Annotated in this window: 19 protein-coding genes; 13 read left to right on the top strand and 6 right to left on the bottom strand. The window is 30.4% G+C overall.

The features are described from left to right. Positions 1–107 precede the first annotated feature (107 nt). Entirely contained in the window at positions 108–2,156 is a 2,049-nt protein-coding gene (locus BLT88_RS13590; protein WP_091955472.1) for a pitrilysin family protein, read from the bottom strand. Positions 2,157–2,182: 26 nt separating this feature from the next. Next, positions 2,183–3,505: a pitrilysin family protein gene (locus BLT88_RS13585; protein ID WP_091955470.1), complete on the bottom strand. Its 1,323-nt coding sequence runs from the start codon at positions 3,503–3,505 to the stop codon at positions 2,183–2,185. Between the two features lie 265 nt (positions 3,506–3,770). Here BLT88_RS13585 and rplU point away from each other — a divergent pair, with 265 nt between their 5' ends. The 11 genes from rplU to BLT88_RS13525 all read left to right on the top strand — a co-directional run bounded on the left by rplU (position 3,771) and on the right by BLT88_RS13525 (position 13,654). Beyond that, the gene (rplU, locus tag BLT88_RS13575; protein WP_091955466.1) at positions 3,771–4,274 is read left to right on the top strand and encodes a 50S ribosomal protein L21; all 504 of its coding nucleotides are present in this window, start codon (positions 3,771–3,773) and stop codon (positions 4,272–4,274) included. A 27-nt stretch (positions 4,275–4,301) separates the two neighbouring features. Then, the gene (gene rpmA, locus BLT88_RS13570; protein WP_036782547.1) at positions 4,302–4,562 is read left to right on the top strand and encodes a 50S ribosomal protein L27; all 261 of its coding nucleotides are present in this window, start codon (positions 4,302–4,304) and stop codon (positions 4,560–4,562) included. Between the two features lie 96 nt (positions 4,563–4,658). Further along, positions 4,659–5,891, top strand: a complete 1,233-nt coding sequence (locus BLT88_RS13565; RefSeq protein WP_091955463.1) for a 3-deoxy-D-manno-octulosonic acid transferase — start codon at positions 4,659–4,661, stop codon at positions 5,889–5,891. A gap of 2 nt (positions 5,892–5,893) precedes the next feature. Continuing rightward, positions 5,894–6,451 carry a YeeE/YedE family protein gene (locus tag BLT88_RS13560; RefSeq protein ID WP_091955460.1) on the top strand — a complete coding sequence of 186 codons (558 nt, stop codon included), beginning with the start codon at positions 5,894–5,896 and terminating at the stop codon, positions 6,449–6,451. 3 nt (positions 6,452–6,454) lie between these two features. Then, positions 6,455–6,868, top strand: coding sequence for a YeeE/YedE thiosulfate transporter family protein (locus BLT88_RS13555; RefSeq protein WP_091955458.1), 414 nt, complete (start codon positions 6,455–6,457; stop codon positions 6,866–6,868). After that, the gene (gene moaA / locus BLT88_RS13550; protein WP_091955455.1) at positions 6,869–7,861 is read left to right on the top strand and encodes a GTP 3',8-cyclase MoaA; all 993 of its coding nucleotides are present in this window, start codon (positions 6,869–6,871) and stop codon (positions 7,859–7,861) included. It begins immediately after the preceding gene. Positions 7,862–7,998: 137 nt separating this feature from the next. Beyond that, the gene (locus tag BLT88_RS13545) at positions 7,999–9,186 is read left to right on the top strand and encodes a molybdopterin molybdotransferase MoeA (protein ID WP_091955454.1); all 1,188 of its coding nucleotides are present in this window, start codon (positions 7,999–8,001) and stop codon (positions 9,184–9,186) included. Next, the gene (gene moaC, locus BLT88_RS13540; RefSeq protein ID WP_091955451.1) at positions 9,186–9,662 is read left to right on the top strand and encodes a cyclic pyranopterin monophosphate synthase MoaC; all 477 of its coding nucleotides are present in this window, start codon (positions 9,186–9,188) and stop codon (positions 9,660–9,662) included. The genes BLT88_RS13545 and moaC overlap by 1 nt, the downstream gene beginning before the upstream one ends. Beyond that, positions 9,655–10,761 carry an NTP transferase domain-containing protein gene (locus tag BLT88_RS13535; protein ID WP_091955448.1) on the top strand — a complete coding sequence of 369 codons (1,107 nt, stop codon included), beginning with the start codon at positions 9,655–9,657 and terminating at the stop codon, positions 10,759–10,761. Before moaC ends, BLT88_RS13535 begins: the two co-directional genes overlap by 8 nt. Positions 10,762–10,835: 74 nt before the next feature. Next, positions 10,836–11,879 (top strand): HesA/MoeB/ThiF family protein, encoded by a 1,044-nt coding sequence (locus BLT88_RS13530; RefSeq protein ID WP_231960018.1) that lies wholly within the window; start codon positions 10,836–10,838, stop codon positions 11,877–11,879. Between the two features lie 5 nt (positions 11,880–11,884). Continuing rightward, positions 11,885–13,654, top strand: coding sequence for a DNA mismatch repair protein MutS (locus tag BLT88_RS13525; RefSeq protein WP_091955444.1), 1,770 nt, complete (start codon positions 11,885–11,887; stop codon positions 13,652–13,654). Positions 13,655–13,786: 132 nt separating this feature from the next. Here the strand turns inward: BLT88_RS13525 and gldD are convergent, their stop codons facing one another. Genes gldD through mutY form a run of 4 tightly spaced genes read right to left on the bottom strand, consistent with a single transcriptional unit; the run spans position 13,787 to position 17,194 of the window. Beyond that, on the bottom strand, positions 13,787–14,338 hold the full coding sequence (gldD, locus tag BLT88_RS13520) for a gliding motility lipoprotein GldD (protein WP_091955441.1): 552 nt from the start codon (positions 14,336–14,338) through the stop codon (positions 13,787–13,789). Then, entirely contained in the window at positions 14,331–15,659 is a 1,329-nt protein-coding gene (gene gldE, locus BLT88_RS13515; protein ID WP_091955438.1) for a gliding motility-associated protein GldE, read from the bottom strand. Before gldE ends, gldD begins: the two co-directional genes overlap by 8 nt. A gap of 19 nt (positions 15,660–15,678) precedes the next feature. Continuing rightward, positions 15,679–16,110, bottom strand: coding sequence for a single-stranded DNA-binding protein (locus BLT88_RS13510; RefSeq protein WP_036782583.1), 432 nt, complete (start codon positions 16,108–16,110; stop codon positions 15,679–15,681). A gap of 40 nt (positions 16,111–16,150) precedes the next feature. After that, positions 16,151–17,194: an A/G-specific adenine glycosylase gene (mutY, locus tag BLT88_RS13505; protein WP_091955436.1), complete on the bottom strand. Its 1,044-nt coding sequence runs from the start codon at positions 17,192–17,194 to the stop codon at positions 16,151–16,153. Positions 17,195–17,335: 141 nt separating this feature from the next. On the opposite strand from mutY, the gene BLT88_RS13500 reads away from it, so the two are divergent. Further along, on the top strand, positions 17,336–17,626 hold the full coding sequence (locus BLT88_RS13500; RefSeq protein WP_015481675.1) for an HU family DNA-binding protein: 291 nt from the start codon (positions 17,336–17,338) through the stop codon (positions 17,624–17,626). 309 nt (positions 17,627–17,935) lie between these two features. After that, positions 17,936–19,465, top strand: coding sequence for a ribonuclease E/G (locus BLT88_RS13495; protein ID WP_091955434.1), 1,530 nt, complete (start codon positions 17,936–17,938; stop codon positions 19,463–19,465). Positions 19,466–19,549: the final 84 nt, after the last annotated feature.

Below are 19,549 nucleotides of genomic sequence, written 5' to 3'. Positions count from 1 at the left end.
GCTTTAAAAAAGTGAGTTCCTCGATTTTTAGTAAAATATTTTTTTACAAAAAAAAAGAGCCAAAACGATAAGTTTAGACTCTTTTAAACGTAGTATATTAAACAATATTATTCAAAATCAGCATCAGAGACACCCTCATTTATTTTAATTTCTTTTGTTATAAAGTTTAAATCCATTGGTCCCATTTTAGAACCCATGGAATGAGGAAATAAAATTCCATCAACTTCTTTATAATCACTAAAAGTAGTAGGTACTTTTACTTCTCTGCCATCAGGAGTTTTTACCGTTTTCACTTCTTGAAACTTTAAACCCGATTTCATATCGTAGAAAACTTCAGTTTCATTGAATGTGATAACAAAATAATTTTTACCATCAATAGGTTCAATCCTATTTAATTTTCCTTTTTTGTAAGCCATATCAGCAAAAGGAGCCATACTTAATTTAGCTTCTTCTATCTGTGCTGGTTGCATATCCATTTTTTGACCTCTTGCTTCTTGATATCCCTTTGCACCATCAAAAACAGCTTTTTGAGCAACATTACCCATTACAGTAATTATTTGAGAAGTTTTATTTGGTGCAGCATTTTTTACAGTCATTACTAGAGGAGTTCCTTGAATAGTTGCGCTTGAAACGGTCATTACAGTTTTTACTGCCATCACTTTCTCTTTGTCTCCAATAGCTTCAAAATATTTGTCAACTACGTTGGCGGCTGTCATTCCCTCAGGAATTGGTAATGTCATTTCCGGTTTAACCGAAGGGTTTCCTTTTTTATCAAAATATTTAATTACATAATCTGTTTTTTCAAGATTTTTAAGAACATCTATTCCTTTTCCGGTGATAACTATTCTTGCTTTATCTCCTCTAAAATATTTTAAAGCAGCATTTTGCACATCTTCTAAAGTAACAGCATTTATGTTTGCTAAATATTTTTCGTAATAATCTGAAGGTAAATTGTTTTGTAATATGTTTAAGGCATAATTAGCTATCGTAGATGGTTTTTCTACATTTCTAACAAAACTACCTACATATTTAGCCTTTGCAATATCTAATTCTTCTTGGGTTGATATTTGGTAACGTACTTTATTAATTTCTTTCATTGTTTCTACTACAGCACTATCTGTAACTATGTTTCGTACTGAAGAAGAAGCTTTAAAACGACTTGCATACCTGCTTGCTCCAATTCCAGAATACGCTCCGTAAGTATAACCTTTGTCTTCACGTAAGTTTTTGTAAAGCCTACCTGTTCCACCACCACCAAGAATTTGGTTAGCTAAAAGAGCAGCATAATAATCTTTATCTCCCATTTTTAAATCAACAACATTAATAATTGCAAGTTCTGATTGCACTGCATTTGGCATATTAATAAAGTTGATTTCTGTTGTTTTAGGATTTTTAATTTCTGGTAAAGTTGAGGTTGCTATCTCTCCTTTTTGCCAGTTGCCAAATAATTTAGTTACCTGTTTCTTTACAGTTTTAAAATCTACATCTCCCATAATAACCAAGTAGGCATTATTAGGTTTAAAACTTTTATTGTATAAATCTTTTACGTCTTGTAAAGTGATGTTTTTTAAAGTAGTTTCTGAAGTAAATTCACCATAAGGATGGTTTTTACCATAAGTAAGCAGATTATCTACTCTACCAGCAATTGCAGTTACACTATTTTCGCTGTTTTTAATTCCGTCTAAAGATTGCTTCATTTGCTTGTCAAACTCTTCTTGATTAAATACGGGATTAAAAGCTGCATCTGCCATTAGTTCTAAAACTCTAGGAAAATACTTAGATAAAGAACTTGCAAAACCACTTTGTGACCCAAAAGAAATGTTTGCACCTAAATAATCTACTTCTTGATCAAATTTTTCTTTTGAAATAGTTGTACTTCCTGTTCCTAACATTCCTCCTACAAAACCTTCTACTCCTTTTTTATCTCCTTTAGCCATTGGAGGATTGTCGATATCTAAGGTTAAAGAAACTCTAGGTAATTTATGGTTTTCTACAACCAAAACTTGTAAGCCATTTGGTAGTGTAAATTTTTCTGGAGTTCCAATATTAATTTTAGGAGCTGGTCCTGGTTCTGGCATTTTAGATCTATCTACTTGAGCAGAAATACTTAATGATAGAAATAAAAGTGTAATTATTGAATATATTTTTGTTTTCATTATTCTTAATTCTTAGTTTAGTTTTATTATTTCTTTTGCGATTCTGGTAAATAATCCATTATTACACGTCTGTTTTTAGCTAAATATTTAATAGCTACGTCTCTAACTTCTTCTTTAGTAATAGAATTAATAATTTCTAATTCTTTATTAATTCTATCAGTATCACCAACTAACATGTAGTTTCTTGCTAAAGAATTAGCAATTCCTGTAACACTAGAGTTAGATGCTACAAATTGATTCTCAAACTTGTTTCTAACTTTTTGTAAGTCTTTATCAGAAATTAACTCTGTTTGAAGTTTTAAAATTTCTTCATCCATTTCTTTTATGATGTCGTCATTAGATGTTCCGCCAGCTACAATAGACCCAATAATGTAAACACTATAATCTTCTAGAGGTCTAGAAAAAGAAAAAGCTTGAAGCGCCATTTTCTTGTCATCAACTAATTTTTTATATAATCTAGAACTTTTACCGTTACTTAAAACTGTAGAAATAACGTCTAAAACTTTCGCATCCCTTTCGCTCATAGCAGGAGTTTTGTATGCTAAACCTAATAAAGGTAACTGAATGTTAGCGTCATATTCTACGACTCTTTTTTCCGAAGTTCTTTCAGGCTCTATAACTTTATTTCTTTCAGGTTTTGTTCTTGCAGGTATTGAAGCAAAATAATCGTTAATGATAGATTTTGCATCTCCTTTTTCAAAATCTCCAGCAACTACTAAAACGGCATTATTAGGCATATACCATTTATTATAGAAAGCCTGAAATTCTTCTAGTTTGGCTGCATCTAAATCTTTTATATAACCAATCATGGGTCTGCCATAATTATGATTATCAAAAATATGACTGTAAACATCTCCATAAATAACTTTTCCATAAGGAGCATTATCCATTCTTTGTCGCTTTTCTTCTTTTACAACTTCATTTTGTGTGTCAACTGCTTTTTGGTCTATAATAGGATGAGATAATCTCTCAGCTTCCATCCATAAAGCTAGTTTTAATTCATTTGAAGGGAATGTTTGATAATAATAAGTTCTATCCCAATTAGTATTTGCGTTTCCTGTTCCACCTCTTGCAGAAGTAATTTCACTCCATTTTCCTCTGTCTATATTCTTAGTACCAGTAAACAATAAGTGTTCATAAAAATGAGCCATTCCTGTTTTTCCATCAACTTCATCTTTAGCACCAACATGGTACATTACAGCAACAGTAACTACTGGTGCAGAATCATCTTGATGCAGAATAACATGCATTCCATTGTCTAAATTGTACTCTTCAAATTCAACTTTTTGAGCATTTGTAGAAAACACAAACAACATAGCTGAAGCAAGAGATAAAATACTTTTTTTCATTGACTTTTTTTTTAAGTTAATAATAAGATTCTTATTTGACGCAATAAATTTAATTTGTTACTAATAAGAGCGTAAAATTTTTGATTAACCCAAAAATAACAAGATTAAACTTTTTTAAAAAAATTTTAATGTTAATTTATTATATTGATTTTCATGCAACTATTTTCATAGTGCTATTGCAAGATTGTAAAAAAGACGTATATTTGCACCCGCAATTTCATTTAGAAAGAGCAAAAAATAAGTATAAATACGCAAAACTAATAGTATGTACGCAATCGTAGAGATAGCAGGGCAGCAATTTAAATTAGCAAAAGACCAGAAAGTATACGTTCACCGTTTGCAAGGAGAGGCAGGATCAAAAGTAACTTTTGATAATGTTCTTTTACTTGATAATGAAGGAAGTGTAGTGATTGGCGCCCCAGCTATAGAAGGAGCTTCAGTAACAGCTCAAATTCTAAGTCACTTAAAAGGTGATAAAGTAATCGTTTTCAAAAAGAAAAGAAGAAAAGGTTACCAAAAGAAAAATGGACACAGACAGTATTTAAGCGAGATTCAAATTGAATCTATCGCTGTTACTGGTGCTAAAAAATCAGCAAAAAAAGTAGCTGCTCCTAAAAAGGAAGCTGCTCCTAAAGCTGAAGTAAAAAAAGCCTCAACAGATTATAGTTCTATGACTGTTGCGGAATTAAAAGCAGCTGCGAAAGAGCAAGGTATCTCTGGATATACTTCTTTAAAGAAAGCTGAATTAATTGATGCTTTAACTAAATAAGAATTTCAATTTTAAAACCATAACATCATGGCACATAAAAAAGGAGTAGGTAGTTCGAAGAATGGTAGAGAATCAGAATCGAAACGTCTAGGAGTTAAAATATTTGGAGGACAAGCTGCAATTGCAGGAAATATTATTGTTCGTCAAAGAGGAACAACACACAATCCAGGAGAAAACGTTTACATGGGTAAAGATCATACTTTACATGCAAAAGTTGATGGAGTTGTTGAGTTCAGAAAGAAAAAGGATAATAGATCGTATGTATCTATTACGCCTTTTGAAGCTTAAGAAACTTAGCTTTTTATAAAATTAAAAAAGTTCAAGCATTTATTTGCTTGAACTTTTTTTGCTTTTAAAACAAATCCGTTTTGTATTTTTACAGCTATGAAAGTTTTATATAACTTTTTTGTTTTTGCTACCTCTCAGCTATTGCCAATAGTAGCTTTATTTAATAAAAAACTAAAACTTTTTGTTGAAGGAAGAAAAGAGAGTTTTTCAAAAATTAGGGAAATAAAAAACGAAAATGTTATTTGGTTTCATGTAGCTTCTCTTGGGGAGTTTGAACAAGCAAGACCCATTATGGAGGAATTAAAAAAAACACACGACCGGTATAAGATATTAGTTACTTTTTTTTCTCCTTCAGGATATGAAGTTCGTAAAAATTATACTTTAGCGGATGTTATTTGTTATTTGCCGTTAGATAGTAAAGCTAATGCAAGAAAGTTTATAAAAAGTGTAAATCCAAAATTTGCAATTTTTATAAAGTATGAATTTTGGCCAAATCTTTTAAATGAGTTAAAATTAAAAGAAATTCCAACCATTTTAGTTTCAGGTATTTTAAGGGAAAATCAGATTTTCTTTAAAAATTATGGTGGTTTTATGCGAAAATCGTTGAACGCCTTTTGTCATTTCTTTGTACAAGATAAAAATTCTAAAGAATTACTGAACTCTATCAACTTTGAGAATGTTACAATCGCTGGAGACACGCGTTTTGATAGAGTCTCAAAAATTTTAAAACAAGATAATACAATTGATTTTATTGATGAATTTAAAGATAATCAATACACATTTATAGCAGGTAGTACTTGGCAAGAAGATGAAGAGTTATTAGTAAATTATATTAATAATAAGGCATCAGAAAAGGAGAAATTTATTATTGCGCCTCATAATATGAAGCAAGAAGCTATTTTAGAATTGCAAAAATCTATCAATAAAAGAACTGTTTTATATTCAACCAAAGCTTATAAGAATTTATCAGAATACAGTGTTTTTATCATTGATACCATTGGTGTTTTAACCAAAATTTACGCAGCTGGAGATGTTGCTTATGTTGGTGGAGGTTTAAGAACCGGTTTGCATAATATTTTAGAGCCAGCAACTTTCGGAATTCCTGTGGTGATTGGAAATAAATACAATAAATTTAAGGAAGCTGTCGATTTGGTTGGTTTAAAAGGATGTATTTCTATCCGCAATCAAGGTGAGTTTTTAAGGGTTTTAATGAAGTTAAAATCGGATGAAGAATATAGAAAATCAACTGGTAAAATTAATCAGAAATATATTCAAGAAAATTTGGGAGCAACAAAATTAATTATGGATTATTTAAATACTCACTTGTAAAAATGGATATTATATTACAACCTTGGCCTTGGTATGTTGGAGGGCCTTTGATTGCTATTTCGTTGTTATTATATTTTTATTTTGGTCAAAATTTTGGAGCTTCAAAAAACTTTGAAACTCTATGTACAATTGCTGGTGCAGGGAAAGTTTCTGACTACTTTAAAAAAGATTGGAAGGAACGAGATTTTGCATTGCTATTTGTTATTGGATTAATTATTGGTGGATTTATTTCTGCAGTATATTTAATTCCAAACCAAGATATAGATTTAAATCCAACAACAGTTCAAGAGTTAATAGATTTAGGATTTTCAAATGTCGGGAGACAATATTTTCCCGATGAAATTTTTGGAGAAGAGGTCTTCTTTTCTTTAAAAGGATTTTTAATTCTTTTAATTTCAGGCCTTTTTATTGGTTTTGGAACACGTTATGCAGGGGGCTGTACTTCTGGTCATGCAATTACAGGTTTAAGCAGTTTGCAATTACCGTCTTTATTGGCAGTAATTGGTTTTTTTATTGGGGGCATCGTTGCCACTTGGTTTATAATTCCTATGTTATTTTAAGTTATGAAAAATATTAAATTTTTAATTTTAGGAATTTTCTTTGCAATCGTTTTAAGTAAAACTCAAGCTATTTCTTGGTATCGATTTTATGAGATGTTTAAATTTCAGTCTTTTCACATGTTTGGTGTAATTGGAGGAGCAGTTTTAATTTCTATGATTTTTATGCAGTTATTTAAATACGGAAAAATAAAAGATATTAATGGAAATAGAATTGAGCCAGAGCAGAAGAAAAAAGGTTTTATAAGGACTCTTGTTGGAGGAACTTTTTTTGGTTTAGGATGGGGTATTTCAGGAGCTTGTGCTGCGCCAATTTTTATTATTTTGGGGTTTAAATTAATTCCTGCTTTAATTTTATTCTTCGGGACACTTTTAGGAGCATTCATATATGGATTATTAAGTAAAAAATTACCAAATTAAATGAGTAAATTAATAGATAATTTTGGCCGACAAATGGAATATGTGCGATTAGCAGTTACTGATCGCTGTAATTTACGTTGCCAATATTGTATGCCTGCTCATGGAATTGATATTGTTCCAAGACAAGAATTATTAACTTTTAAGGAGATGTATCGTTTAATACGTGTATTAACAGAATTAGGAGTTAATAAGGTACGTTTAACAGGAGGGGAGCCTTTTGTGCGTAAAGATTTTGTAGACTTCCTAGAAATGCTCTCTTATAATGATTTGTTAGACGCAATTAACATTACAACCAATGGCGCGTTAATTTCTCATCATATAGATAGAATTGAAAAGTTAGAAAAAGTAAAAAACATCAATTTAAGCATAGATAGTTTAAAGCGAGATAAGTTCGCTAAAATTACAAGAAGAGATGTTTTTCCAGAAGTCTATAAGACGTTTGAGATGCTCGAAAAGAGTAGTTTAAGTTTAAAGCTAAACATCGTTGTGCAATCGGGTTTTAATACCGAGGAGATTGTGGATTTTGTAAGGTTAACGAAAGACAAAAATGTTGCAGTCCGCTTTATTGAAGAAATGCCATTTAACGGCAAAGGACAGCGAGAAATGAAAGAAAATTGGACCTTTCAGAGAATTCTAAACGAGATTAAAACTGAGTTTGATGTTTCTGAAGTTCAATCAGAAAAGTCATCAACTTCAAGAAATTATGCAATTGACAATCATTTAGGATCGGTCGGAATCATTCCTGCTTTTACAAGAACAATTTGTAACGATTGTAATCGAATTAGAATTACTTCCACAGGAACATTTAAAAATTGTTTGTTTGATGATGGTGTTTTTAACCTTCGTGATTTTATAAGAAAAGGCGCATCGAATGACGATTTAAAAGAACTTTTTTTATCATTAGTAAAACAGAAACCAAAAAACGGTTTCATTGCAGAGGCAAACCGAAAAAAAGGTGGTGTTTCTGAGAGCATGAGTACAATTGGAGGGTAGTAGCCGTTTTAATTACTTAAATTGCATAAGATTTTTATTTTAATATTGTATTTTAAAAATTTAGACCGCTATGAGGTCGATAATAATGAAGTATAAGAGTTTATAGTTTAGGTAATATTTATGATTAAATATTTGATATGATTTCAGTAGCACAAGCTTTACAAACCGTTTTAAATTCTACTCAAGGTTTTGGCGTAGAGGAAGTTCCTTTCTTAAAGTCAGTGGGTAAAGTATTAAAAGAAGATATTGTTGCAGATAGAGATTTCCCTCCATTCAATAGAGTCTCTATGGATGGCATTGCTATTAACCATCGTTTTTTTGAACATGGAATTATAGATTTTAACGTTGAAGGAATTCAGGCCGCAGGTGCTGAGCAGAAAACAATGACAATTGACAGTAATTGTATGGAAGTTATGACCGGAGCCGTGTTGCCCATTAACACAGATACTGTAATTCGTTATGAAGATGTCCAAATTAAGAACGGAATTGCTTCAATTAACCTTAATATTTTGGAGTTAGGAAAAAATATTCACTCCAAAGGGAAAGATAGAATTCAAGGAGATCTCCTAATTGAAAAGAATACAATAATTTCTGCTGCTGAAATTGGCGTTATTGCAACCGTTGGAAAAGCGACTGTAAAAGTTGCTAAAACTCCTAAAGTAATAATTGTTTCTACTGGCGATGAATTGGTCGAGGTCAATGAAAATCCATTGTCACATCAAATCAGAAGAAGTAATGCATTTACCCTAGTTTCTTTGTTGAAAAAATTAGGGATTAAAGCTAAGACTTCTCATATTGCTGACGATAAAGAAGTACTTCAACAAAAAATTGCAAACTATTTAAAGAAGTATGATGTTCTCATCTTTAGCGGAGCAGTAAGCAAAGGAAAATTTGATTTTTTGCCAGCAGTTTTAGCAGAACTCAAAGTAGAAAAATTATTTCATAGAATCACGCAAAGACCAGGTAAGCCTTTTTGGTATGGCGTTAAAAACAATAAACCTGTTTTTGCTTTTCCAGGAAATCCAATTTCGACTTTTGTAAATTGTTTAGCGTATTTTTATCCTTGGTATTATAAATCTGTAGGAATAAAAGTCAAGGAAGAAATGACTATTTTAGGAGAAGACGTCTCTTTTAAACCAAGTTTAACCTATTTTTTACAAGTAAAATTAGAAAATAAATTTGGCCATTTAGTTGCCTTTCCAATTACAGGAAATGGTTCTGGAGATTTAGCAAGTTTGATAAAAACAGATGCGTTTATTCAGTTACCAAATGATAGAGTTGAGTTTAAAAAAGGAGAGGTTTTTCCGATATTAAAATATAGATAATGAGTGATTTTAGTCATTTAAATAAGAAGAATAACCCTAAAATGGTCAATGTTTCCGACAAGAAAATCACCAAGCGAACAGCCATGGCGAAAGCAACCATGTTTTTAGGAAAAGAAGTGATTTCTCATTTTACAAATGATGAATTAATCACAAAAAAAGGCCCCGTTTTTCAGACAGCAATTATTGCTGGAATTCAGGGTGTAAAAAAGACATCAGAATTGATTCCTATGTGCCATCCATTATTAATTAATGGAGTAGATATTGATATAAAAATTATAGATTCTGAAAACATTGAAGTGATCTGTGTGGTTACTATTGAAGGAAAAACCGGTGTAGAAATGGAAGCCTTAACAGGCGTGAATATTACTTGTTTAACTATTTATGATATGTGTAAAAGCATCCATCAAGAAATGGTAATAAAAGAAGTAAGATTATTAGAGAAAAAAGGTGGAAAATCTGATATTAAAAATGATTAAACACAAGAAGCATACAAACTTAGCAAGGAGATATAATGATAATTTTGCTCCAAATGAAATTTCATTTTTGGGAACAAATTGTGGTAATATTTCTGATTTAGTTACTAAAATTTCACGGAAATTATCGAAGTATAAATTAGCATATTTCGATGCTTCTCACGCAAAAGATGTTGAAGAAAATAGCTTATCAGAATTCGTTTTTCATCACGAAGGAAATGTACAAATAACAACTTCTGGAAACCTAAATAAGTTTGAACAGCGTCTGCAATTTGCGCAGTATGATTACGTTTTTATAAACGGAAATCATTATCAAGGGGCAAAACAAATTTTAATCTTAGATGAAGCTAAAGAGGCTTCTGTTTTAAAAAGATTAGACCAATTAGACAGTATTCAGTTTGTTGTAAAGTTGACAAAAGAAACCAAATATTTTAGTTTTTTAGAAGAAAAATATCCACAAATAAAAGATCTTATTTGCTACACAATAGATGACGTTGATATGATTTCACAGCATATTAACAATCTTATTGAAGGAAAAATTGCCCCAGTAAAAGGGTTGGTTTTAGCTGGAGGAAAAAGCACCAGAATGGGTCAAGATAAATCTGAATTGGATTATTTTGGTAAACCTCAAAAAGTGTTTGCGAAAGAATTGTTAGAAAATAATAATTTGGAAACCTTTTATTCTGTCCAGGATTCGTCAGAAAATAATCAAGAAATTTCTGACAAATTTTATAATTTAGGTCCTTTTGGCGGAATCTGTTCTGCATTTCAAAAAGATCCAAATGCGGCTTGGTTTGTTTTAGCAACAGATGTCCCTTTTATCGATGCTAAAATTATTCAATTATTATTAAAACATAGAAATTCTAGTAAAGTTGCCACTGCTATTAAGGGGGAAAGCAACCAATTTGTGGAGCCTTTAGTTACTATTTATGAACCTAAAGCGTATCCTATTCTGATGCAATATTTAGCACAAGGTTACTCTTGTCCGCGTAAAATGCTTATTAATTCTGATGTAGAAATTGTAGAAGTGGATAATGACTTTATCAGAAATATAAACACACCTGAAGAATATAAATCTGCAAAAAAGGAAATACGTAATTAACGAATAGAATAGGTTCGCTATTGCAGGAAATAGAAGTAATGAAAGTCACTAAACAAAATTTTTTCAAACGGCAGATGACCTTATCAGAAATTGGTGAGGTAGGGCAGCAGAAATTACAAAATGCCTCAGTCTTGGTAGTTGGTTGTGGAGGTTTAGGAAGTCCTATTGCAGTTTATTTGGCGTCAAGTGGTATTGGAAAAATTCACTTAATCGATTTTGATACTGTTGACGTCACGAATTTACACAGACAGATTTTTTATGCTTTAGAGGATGTTGGGAAACCAAAAGTTGAGGTTTTAGCCGATTTTATAAGAAAAAGAGCGCCTTTTACCGAGGTCAGTTTTACAAATAAACCGATCACAAAAAAGAACGTTTTTGAGTTGATTTCTGAAGTTGACATTGTGGTTGATGGCACTGATTCGTTAACAATAAAATACTTACTAAACGATGCTTGCGTTATTAAAAAGAAACCATTGGTGTATGGCTCTTTGTACAAGTTTGATGGTTATGTGGCGACATTTAATGTGTTACAAAAAGACGGAAGTTACTCTTCAAATTTAAGAGATGCTTTTCCGGAAATGGCAACAGATATCCCGAATTGTGAAGAAGCAGGAACGTTAAATTCTATAGTAGGAACGATTGCCACTCAGCAAGTAAATGAAATTTTAAAACTTATTACAGGAATAGGAAAACCCTTGCTGAATGAACTGTTAATTTACAACTCGTTACAAAATACACAGTTAAAAATGAAATTAAAACCAACAGTTTTAAAAGATAAAATTGCAAAAATTTTTAAAATTCATACCTATTTAGATGCTGCCTGTTCAGTTCAAAATCCTGAGTGGCAAATAGCACCAAAAGACTTAAAAGAAAAGTTAGAAGATGAAAATTTAGAATTAATCGCAGTTTTAAATAATTTAGAATTGCCTTTTGAAGTTCATCAAACAATTCATATCAATAATTTTGATCCGGAAAAAATAGATATTGATTTTGATAAAACATATGTAATGGTTTGTCAAAGAGGGTTTAATAGTTACAAAGCCACCGAGAAAATGAAGGCTAAATATCCAAATTTAGAAGTTCTTAATTTAACTGGTGGACTTTCTAGATACAAATAAGATTAATGAAAAAACCTTTAGAGTTTTATACTCAAGAAAAATTAGAACTAGAAAAACAAGCTTCAAAATTAAAAAAGAACCTCATTAATTTAGGGATATTCAGATTTACAGTTTTTTTAACTACTTGCTTTTTAATCTACCTTACTTTTGGTAAGATTCCAGACGGATTAATCATTGCTTTTTTAGGTGTTTTTCTATTTTCTTTTTTAGTGATAAAATACATCAATGTAAAAAGAGAAAAAGATATTATAGATACTAAAATAGCTATAAATTCGACAGAAATTAAAGTTTTAAAACGCGATTTTTCTCATTTAGATACGGGAAGTGAATTTGTAAATCCTACTCATTTTTATAGCAATGATATTGATTTGTTTGGCAAAGGTTCGTTTTTTCAATATATAAATAGAACTGCTACATATGATGGAAAAATAGCATTAGCAAATTCACTTACTGAAAATAAAAATGATGCAATTATAGAAAAACAAGGTGCAGTGAATGAGCTTTCTAGAAAAGTAAAATGGCGTCAACATTTTTCTGCTTTAGCAAGCTTGGTTTCAGTAAAACATAAAACTGGTTTTATTGCAAATTGGATTTTAAATTACAAAACAGTTTTCCCAAATTATTTAAGAAAAGTTCAAATTGGTTTTTCAATAATTTCTTTGGCTTTAATTGGGCTAATTTCTTTTGGAATTATTTCATTTACAGGTTTAATAATTTGGTTTTTTATTGGGCTTTTTATTACGGGAAGATTCTTGAAAAAAACAAATAATTTATATACTCAAACTGATAAAATTAGAGAAACGTTTAAGCAGTATCATTTTTTATTAAATGAAATTGAAAAAGAAAAGTTTACATCAAAAACATTGCTCGTAAAGCAAGATATTATAAAATCTGAAAATAAAAAAGCATCCATAATTTTTAAAAAATTTGCTAGAATTTTAGACGCTTTTGATAATAGAAACAACATCGTTATTGCAGTTGTAGGAAGTGGATTATTTCTTTGGGAAATTGCAAATGCTTGCAAAGTAGAAAAATGGGTTGAGAATTATAAACATACTGTGAAAAAATGGTTTGAAGTAGTTGCTTATTTTGATGCGCAAAACTCTTTAGCAAACTTTAAATTTAATCATCCAGACTTTGTTTTACCTGAGATTAAAGCAGAAAAAGGAATTATAAAATCTACAAATTTAGGTCACCCTTTATTAGATTCGAATAAAAGAATTGATAACAATTTTATAATTGATGATGAGCAGTTTTTTATTGTTACAGGTTCAAATATGGCAGGAAAAAGCACGTTTTTAAGAACGGTTTCTTTGTCTATTGTTATGGCAAATTGTGGTTTGCCAGTTTGTGCAGAAAGCTTTCAGTATTCGCCTATAAAATTGATAACAAGCATGAGGACTTCAGATTCTTTAACAGAAGATGAATCTTATTTTTATTCAGAATTAAAGCGTTTAAAATTTATTGTTGATGAAATTAAAGAAGAAAAATACTTTATTATTTTAGATGAAATTTTAAAAGGAACAAACAGTAAAGACAAAGCAATTGGGTCTAAAAAATTTTTAGAAAAGCTTACCAAATCTAAATCAACAGGTATTATTGCAACGCATGATGTTAGCTTGTGTGACTTAGAAAATCAATTTTTAGAAGTTAAAAATTATTATTTTGATGCAGAAATAATTAATAATGAACTACATTTTGACTATACTTTAAAAAATGGAATTTGTAAAAACATGAATGCTTCCTTTTTGTTGAAGAAGATGAACATTATTTAATTTTCATGTCATTGCAGTAAGACTTCTACTTAGCTTGATTGTATTAGAAATATTTTTCTACCAAATAAATTCTTTGGGATAAAATAATCGTTTATTTGCCCTTGGACTATACATAACAATACGGTTAATTTTTTAATTTTTCCACTCTAATGTTTCTATTAAACGCAGAATATCTTCCTTGATATAGGCAACCGCAGGTAGAATGGAATCGTAGTTTGGTTTTGCATAAAAAGACAATGATCCTTTTATAAAATTAGTAGTACTATCCGTGATGTGAAATTGTATTTGAGAAGCGGCATTTCCGGTAATTTCATATAAACTTCCAAAAACTCTTTTATTCGTGTCTATAAAGTCTTTAGGTGTAATTTGTTCAGCTTTAAGCGCATGTTTAAAAACGAGTTTTTCAGCCTCAGTTAAGAGTTCTTTTATATTGTTTTCCACAGGTCTGTAGGTGATGTCTAGGGATGCTTTTAATTTTGGATACCGTATTTTTAACCAATAATTTTTAGCATCTATAACCTTTGCAGCCTTTAAAATTTCAAAAGTATAAGGCCCCGAAATTTCTAATTTTTTATATTCTTTTTTAGGGTACTCTAAACTCAAATATGCTTTTGGTTTTGGTAAAACAATTTCATTGCAAGAAATAAAAATAAGTGAAATTATCAGTATAAAAATATTACGCATTTTTGGTTGCTTTTACTTGCCTTATACGTTTTTTATCTAAAGCTTCAATTGTAAACGTATAATTTTTGAAGTTTATTTTCTCTCCTTTTTTTGGGAATTTACCCGAAATTTCTAAAATAAAACCAGCAATTGTCTCACTCTCGCCTTTTTCTTCTTCAAAAATTTCTTCATCTTCATCATCTAAAACTCTGCAGAAATCTTTGATGCTTGTTTTGCCTTCAAAAACGTATGTATTTTCATCAATTTTAGAATAAGCTAAATCATCATCATCAAACTCATCATTTATATCCCCTACAATCTCTTCAATAACGTCTTCTAAAGTTACCAATCCGCTTGTACCTCCATATTCATCAACTACAATTGCCAAGTGATTTTTACGCTCTTTAAAATCGCTCAACAAGTCATCTAATTTTTTATTTTCAGGAACAAAAAAAGCTTCCCTAATTAAATTTTGCCAATTAAAAGTTTTCTTATCTAAATGTGCTAATAAATCTTTGGCATATAAAACGCCAATAATAGTGTCTATGTTTTCATTATAAACAGGGTTTCTAGAATATCCGTTTTTAAGAATTTTATCTAAAACCTCTTCATAACTGTCATCGCTAGAAAGCGCGAAAATATCTATTCTAGGTTTCATGATTTGCACAGTTTCTGTGTTTCCAAAATTCACAATACCTTCTAAAATTTTTTGTTCTTCTTTTGTGGTCGCTCCTTCAGAGGTTAGCTCTAAGGCTTGCGATAAGGTTTCAACAGAGAAATTAGTGTTTTTGTTCCCTAGCTTCTTTTCAATAAACTTTGTTAACGCAATTAAAGGCATGCTAAAAGGCGTTAAGAAAATATTTATGAGATGAATAAATTTAGACATTTTTATTGAAAAGCGAAGCGCATTTCTAGAAGCATAGACTTTTGGTAAAACCTCTCCAAATAAAAGAATTAAAAAAGTCACTAGTATTATTTCAACTAAAAAACGAACTGGAATTATAAAAAAATAAAGATTTAGCTGATACGTAAAATTATTAAATAAACTTTCTGCTAAAGAAGCAAATAACAACACAATTAAAATATTGATGAAATTATTCGTGATTAAAATCGTAGCCAATAATTTTCTAGGTTTTTCGAGTAGTTTTACAATAATATCTCCTCCTTTTCCACCATTTGAAAGTTTGTTTAAATCTGTTTGGGAAAGCGAAAAAAAGGCAACTTCTGTTCCGGAAATTAATGCAGAACTTAAAAGCAAAGCAATTAAAACAAAGGCATTAATTACATTTAAAAAATCAATTGAAGTAGATAATAGAAATAAAGGTTCGGGATCTGGGTCCAAATTCTAAAAGTTTAGCAAATTAAAAAGGTAAATCATCATTTTCTTCTTTTACAACTGACTTTGGACTTGCAGAAGAGTTTTGGTTTTGAGGAGCATTGTTCGTGTTTTCAAGACTCTTTTTAGTCGTTAAAAAAGTCATTTCATTTACATGAATTTCGGTCGAATAACGTTTCACTCCGTCTTGTTCCCATTGACGGTTTTTTAATTTTCCTTCAACATACACTTTATCCCCTTTTGATAAATATTTTTCGCAAATTTCTGCCAGCTTATTTCTAACAACAATATTATGCCAATCGGTAGTTGATACTTTTTCTCCAGTTTGTTTATTTGTATAACTTTCGCTTGTTGCAATAGGGAATCTTCCAATAGAATTACCTCCTTCGAAATAATGCATTTTCACATCATCACCTAAATTACCGATTAAAATTACCTTATTTATTGTACCTGCCATAGCATTTGTGTTTTCATATCAAATATACTAAAAAATTCAATTACTTTTTAATTTGAAAGGTCTCTAAGAAATTAGCAATTAAAACAGGAACAGGATATTTATGAACAACGTTCCATTTTATTTTTGCTGCTGATGACGCTAACACCTCTACAACCCAGAATTGTGTGTATAAGTGCTGATGAGATAATTTATGCACTATTTCTTTTTTATTGAAGAGTGATAAAGTTGTTATATGTGGAAATAAATTTATAAATTCCTCTAAAGAAACAAGTTCGTTTTTGTTGATGCTCTTATCACTTTCAATTAAAGGGAATTGATATAACCCTTGCCAAATTCCTTTTCCTTTTCTTTCTGATAAAATTGTTTTTCCATCATCAGTTTTAACAACTAGAAAGTTAAAATATCTATTTCTCACTTTTATTTTTTTTTCTTTTACGGGAAGTTCTTTTATCAATTTCTTTGCCAAAGCCACACAGCTATCCGCCAAAGGGCAAGTTTCGCATAAAGGATTTTGAGGCTTGCAAAGAAGTGCGCCAAAATCCATAATTGCTTGATTGTGAGTTCCTGGTTGAGATTTATTTATTAAAGTTTGAGCTAAAGCTTTAAATTCTTTAATTCCCGTTGATGAATTTATAGGTGTTTTAATGCCAAAATAACGAGACAAAACTCTGTAAACATTTCCGTCTACTACAGCAGTTGGTTCATTAAAACAAATCGATGCAATTGCAGAAGCGGTATAATCTCCTATACCTTTTAGTTTAATTATTTCTTTGTAGGTAGACGGAAATTCACCATTAAATTCGATGGCTATTTGTTTTGCTGAGTGATGTAAATTTCTTGCACGGGAGTAATATCCTAAACCTTGCCACATTTTTAAAACAGTGCTTTCATCCGCTTTAGCGAGATCAAAAACAGTTGGAAAATTTTCAGTAAATTTTAAATAATAGGCCATTCCTTGTGCAACTCTTGTTTGCTGTAACATAATCTCTGATAGCCAAATAAAGTATGGATTATTGACTTTACGCCAAGGCAATTCTCTGTTGTTTTGTAAGTACCAGTAAATTAATGTATTAGAAAATTTCATCGATAAAAAATAGATTTACAATATTACATTTTAAAATTCATATAAATTTAAGTCTTTATCTTTTCGGAATTGATTAATTATCATATATTTGCATCCGCATTTTTGAAAGTAAATTAATAAAAATATAGTAAAAATAGAAACATGACGAAAGCAGATATCGTATCGAAAATTTCAGACAAATCTGGTATAGAAAAGACAGATGTTTTAGCAACAGTTGAGGCGTTTATGACTGAAGTTAAAGATGCATTGGAAAATGGGGATAACGTTTATTTAAGAGGTTTTGGTAGTTTTATTATTAAAACTAGAGCAGAGAAAACAGGTAGAAATATTTCAAAAAATACGACTATTAAAATTCCAGCACACAACATTCCAGCTTTTAAACCAGCGAAAACTTTTACTGAAGGAGTAAAAAATAAAGTAGCTGTTAAGTAACACAATATTAATCTAAGCCGAATAGGTTTAAAAAACAAAAGAACATTATGCCAAGTGGTAAAAAAAGAAAGAGAGCAAAAATCTCTACACACAAAAGAAAGAAAAGAGCTAGAGCAAATAGACACAAGAAAAAGTAAGCAAATGCTTACTTTTTCGTTTATTGTTTAACGAAAAAATCAATTAAAAAAAGTTCATTGACATCCGAAGATTTACACGCTGTGTAAAGCAGTAAATCTTCTCACGGTATTACAAATACCTGACAATATTAATCCATCTGCACAATGAAGTGTAGATTAAAACCATTTCAGTATGAAAACAGAATTAATAATTCGTTCAAATTCATCTGATATTGATTTTGCCTTATTAAGAGATGGAAAACTTATTGAATTAAATAATGAAACAACTGGTAATAAATTTTCTGTTGGCGATATTTTTTTAGCCAAAATAGGAAAGGTATTAACAGGTTTAAATGCAGCCTTTGTAAATGTAGGATACCCAAAAGACGGGTTTTTACATTATCATGATTTAGGTGCGCAAGTAAACTCATTAAATACGTTCATTAAGAAAGTAAGCACAGGTAGGTATAAAGAATTCACTTTAAAAAACTTCCGATTTGAGGAAGAAATTAACAAAGACGGTAGTATAAATAAGGTACTAAAAACAGGTCAAAACCTTTTAGTACAAATTGTAAAAGAGCCAATTTCTACAAAAGGCCCAAGATTAAGTTCAGAGCTTTCAATAGCTGGTAGATTTTTGGTATTAGTTCCTTTTTCTAACAGAGTTTCAGTTTCTCAAAAAATTGAAGACCCAAAAGAAAAAGAACGATTAAAAAGATTAGCAAAAAGCATAAAACCAAAAGGTTTTGGCGTTATTTTAAGAACTGTTGCCGAAGGAAAAAAGGTGGCGGAATTAGATAAAGATTTGCAAAACTCATTAGAACGTTGGAAAAAAATGTGTAAAAGCATAGCTAACACAAATACACCAACAAAAATTTTGAGCGAATTAAACAGGGCGTCTTCTATTTTAAGAGACGTTATGAATGAAACTTTTACAAGTATTGTAACAAATGATGAAACTTTGAAAGTAGAAATTAAAGAATATCTACAAGAGATTTATCCTGAAAAAGAAAAAATAGTAAAGTTGCACAAGTCTGAAACTCCAATTTTTGAAAAATATGGAATAGAAAGACAAATAAAAACATCGTTTGGTAAAACAGTTTCTATGAGCAGAGGTGCGTATCTAGTAATAGAGCACACAGAAGCTTTACACGTTATTGATGTTAATAGCGGAAACCGTTCTAATAAAGCAGGCTCTCAAGAAGATACAGCATTAGAAGTAAATTTAATTTCAGCTACAGAAATAGCACGTCAATTGCAATTGCGTGATATGGGCGGGATTATAGTTGTTGATTTTATTGATATGCATAAGGCTGAAAACAGAAACAAACTGTATCAGCACTTAAAAGAGCAAATGGCTTTAGATAGAACAAAACATAAAATATTACCTCCAAGTAAATTTGGTTTGGTGCAAATTACAAGACAAAGGGTTAGACCAGAGTTAAGTATAAAAACTACCGAAGCCAACCCAAATAAAAATGGAGATGTAGAAGCGCCAATTGTCTTATTAGACAAAATTCAAGCAGATTTAGAAAAATTTATTTCTAATCCAAAAAATAAAAAGATACAATTACACTTGCATCCTTTTATCGCTGCTTATTTATTAAAAGGCGTAAATTCTATTCGTTTTAAATGGTATTTAAAACACAAAAAGTGGATTACTATTATACCTAGAGATGCTTACACATACTTACATTATAGATTTAAATCTCCTAGAGATTAATTTTTATACTCGTAAAAGGCAATAATTTTTTATCAAAAAAACCCGTAACTTTTAAAGTTACGGGTTTTTCTATTTTATAAAGTT

Source organism: Polaribacter sp. Hel1_33_78 (assembly GCF_900106075.1).
Lineage (GTDB): Bacteria > Bacteroidota > Bacteroidia > Flavobacteriales > Flavobacteriaceae > Polaribacter.
This window is presented reverse-complemented; position numbering and strand designations above follow the sequence as displayed.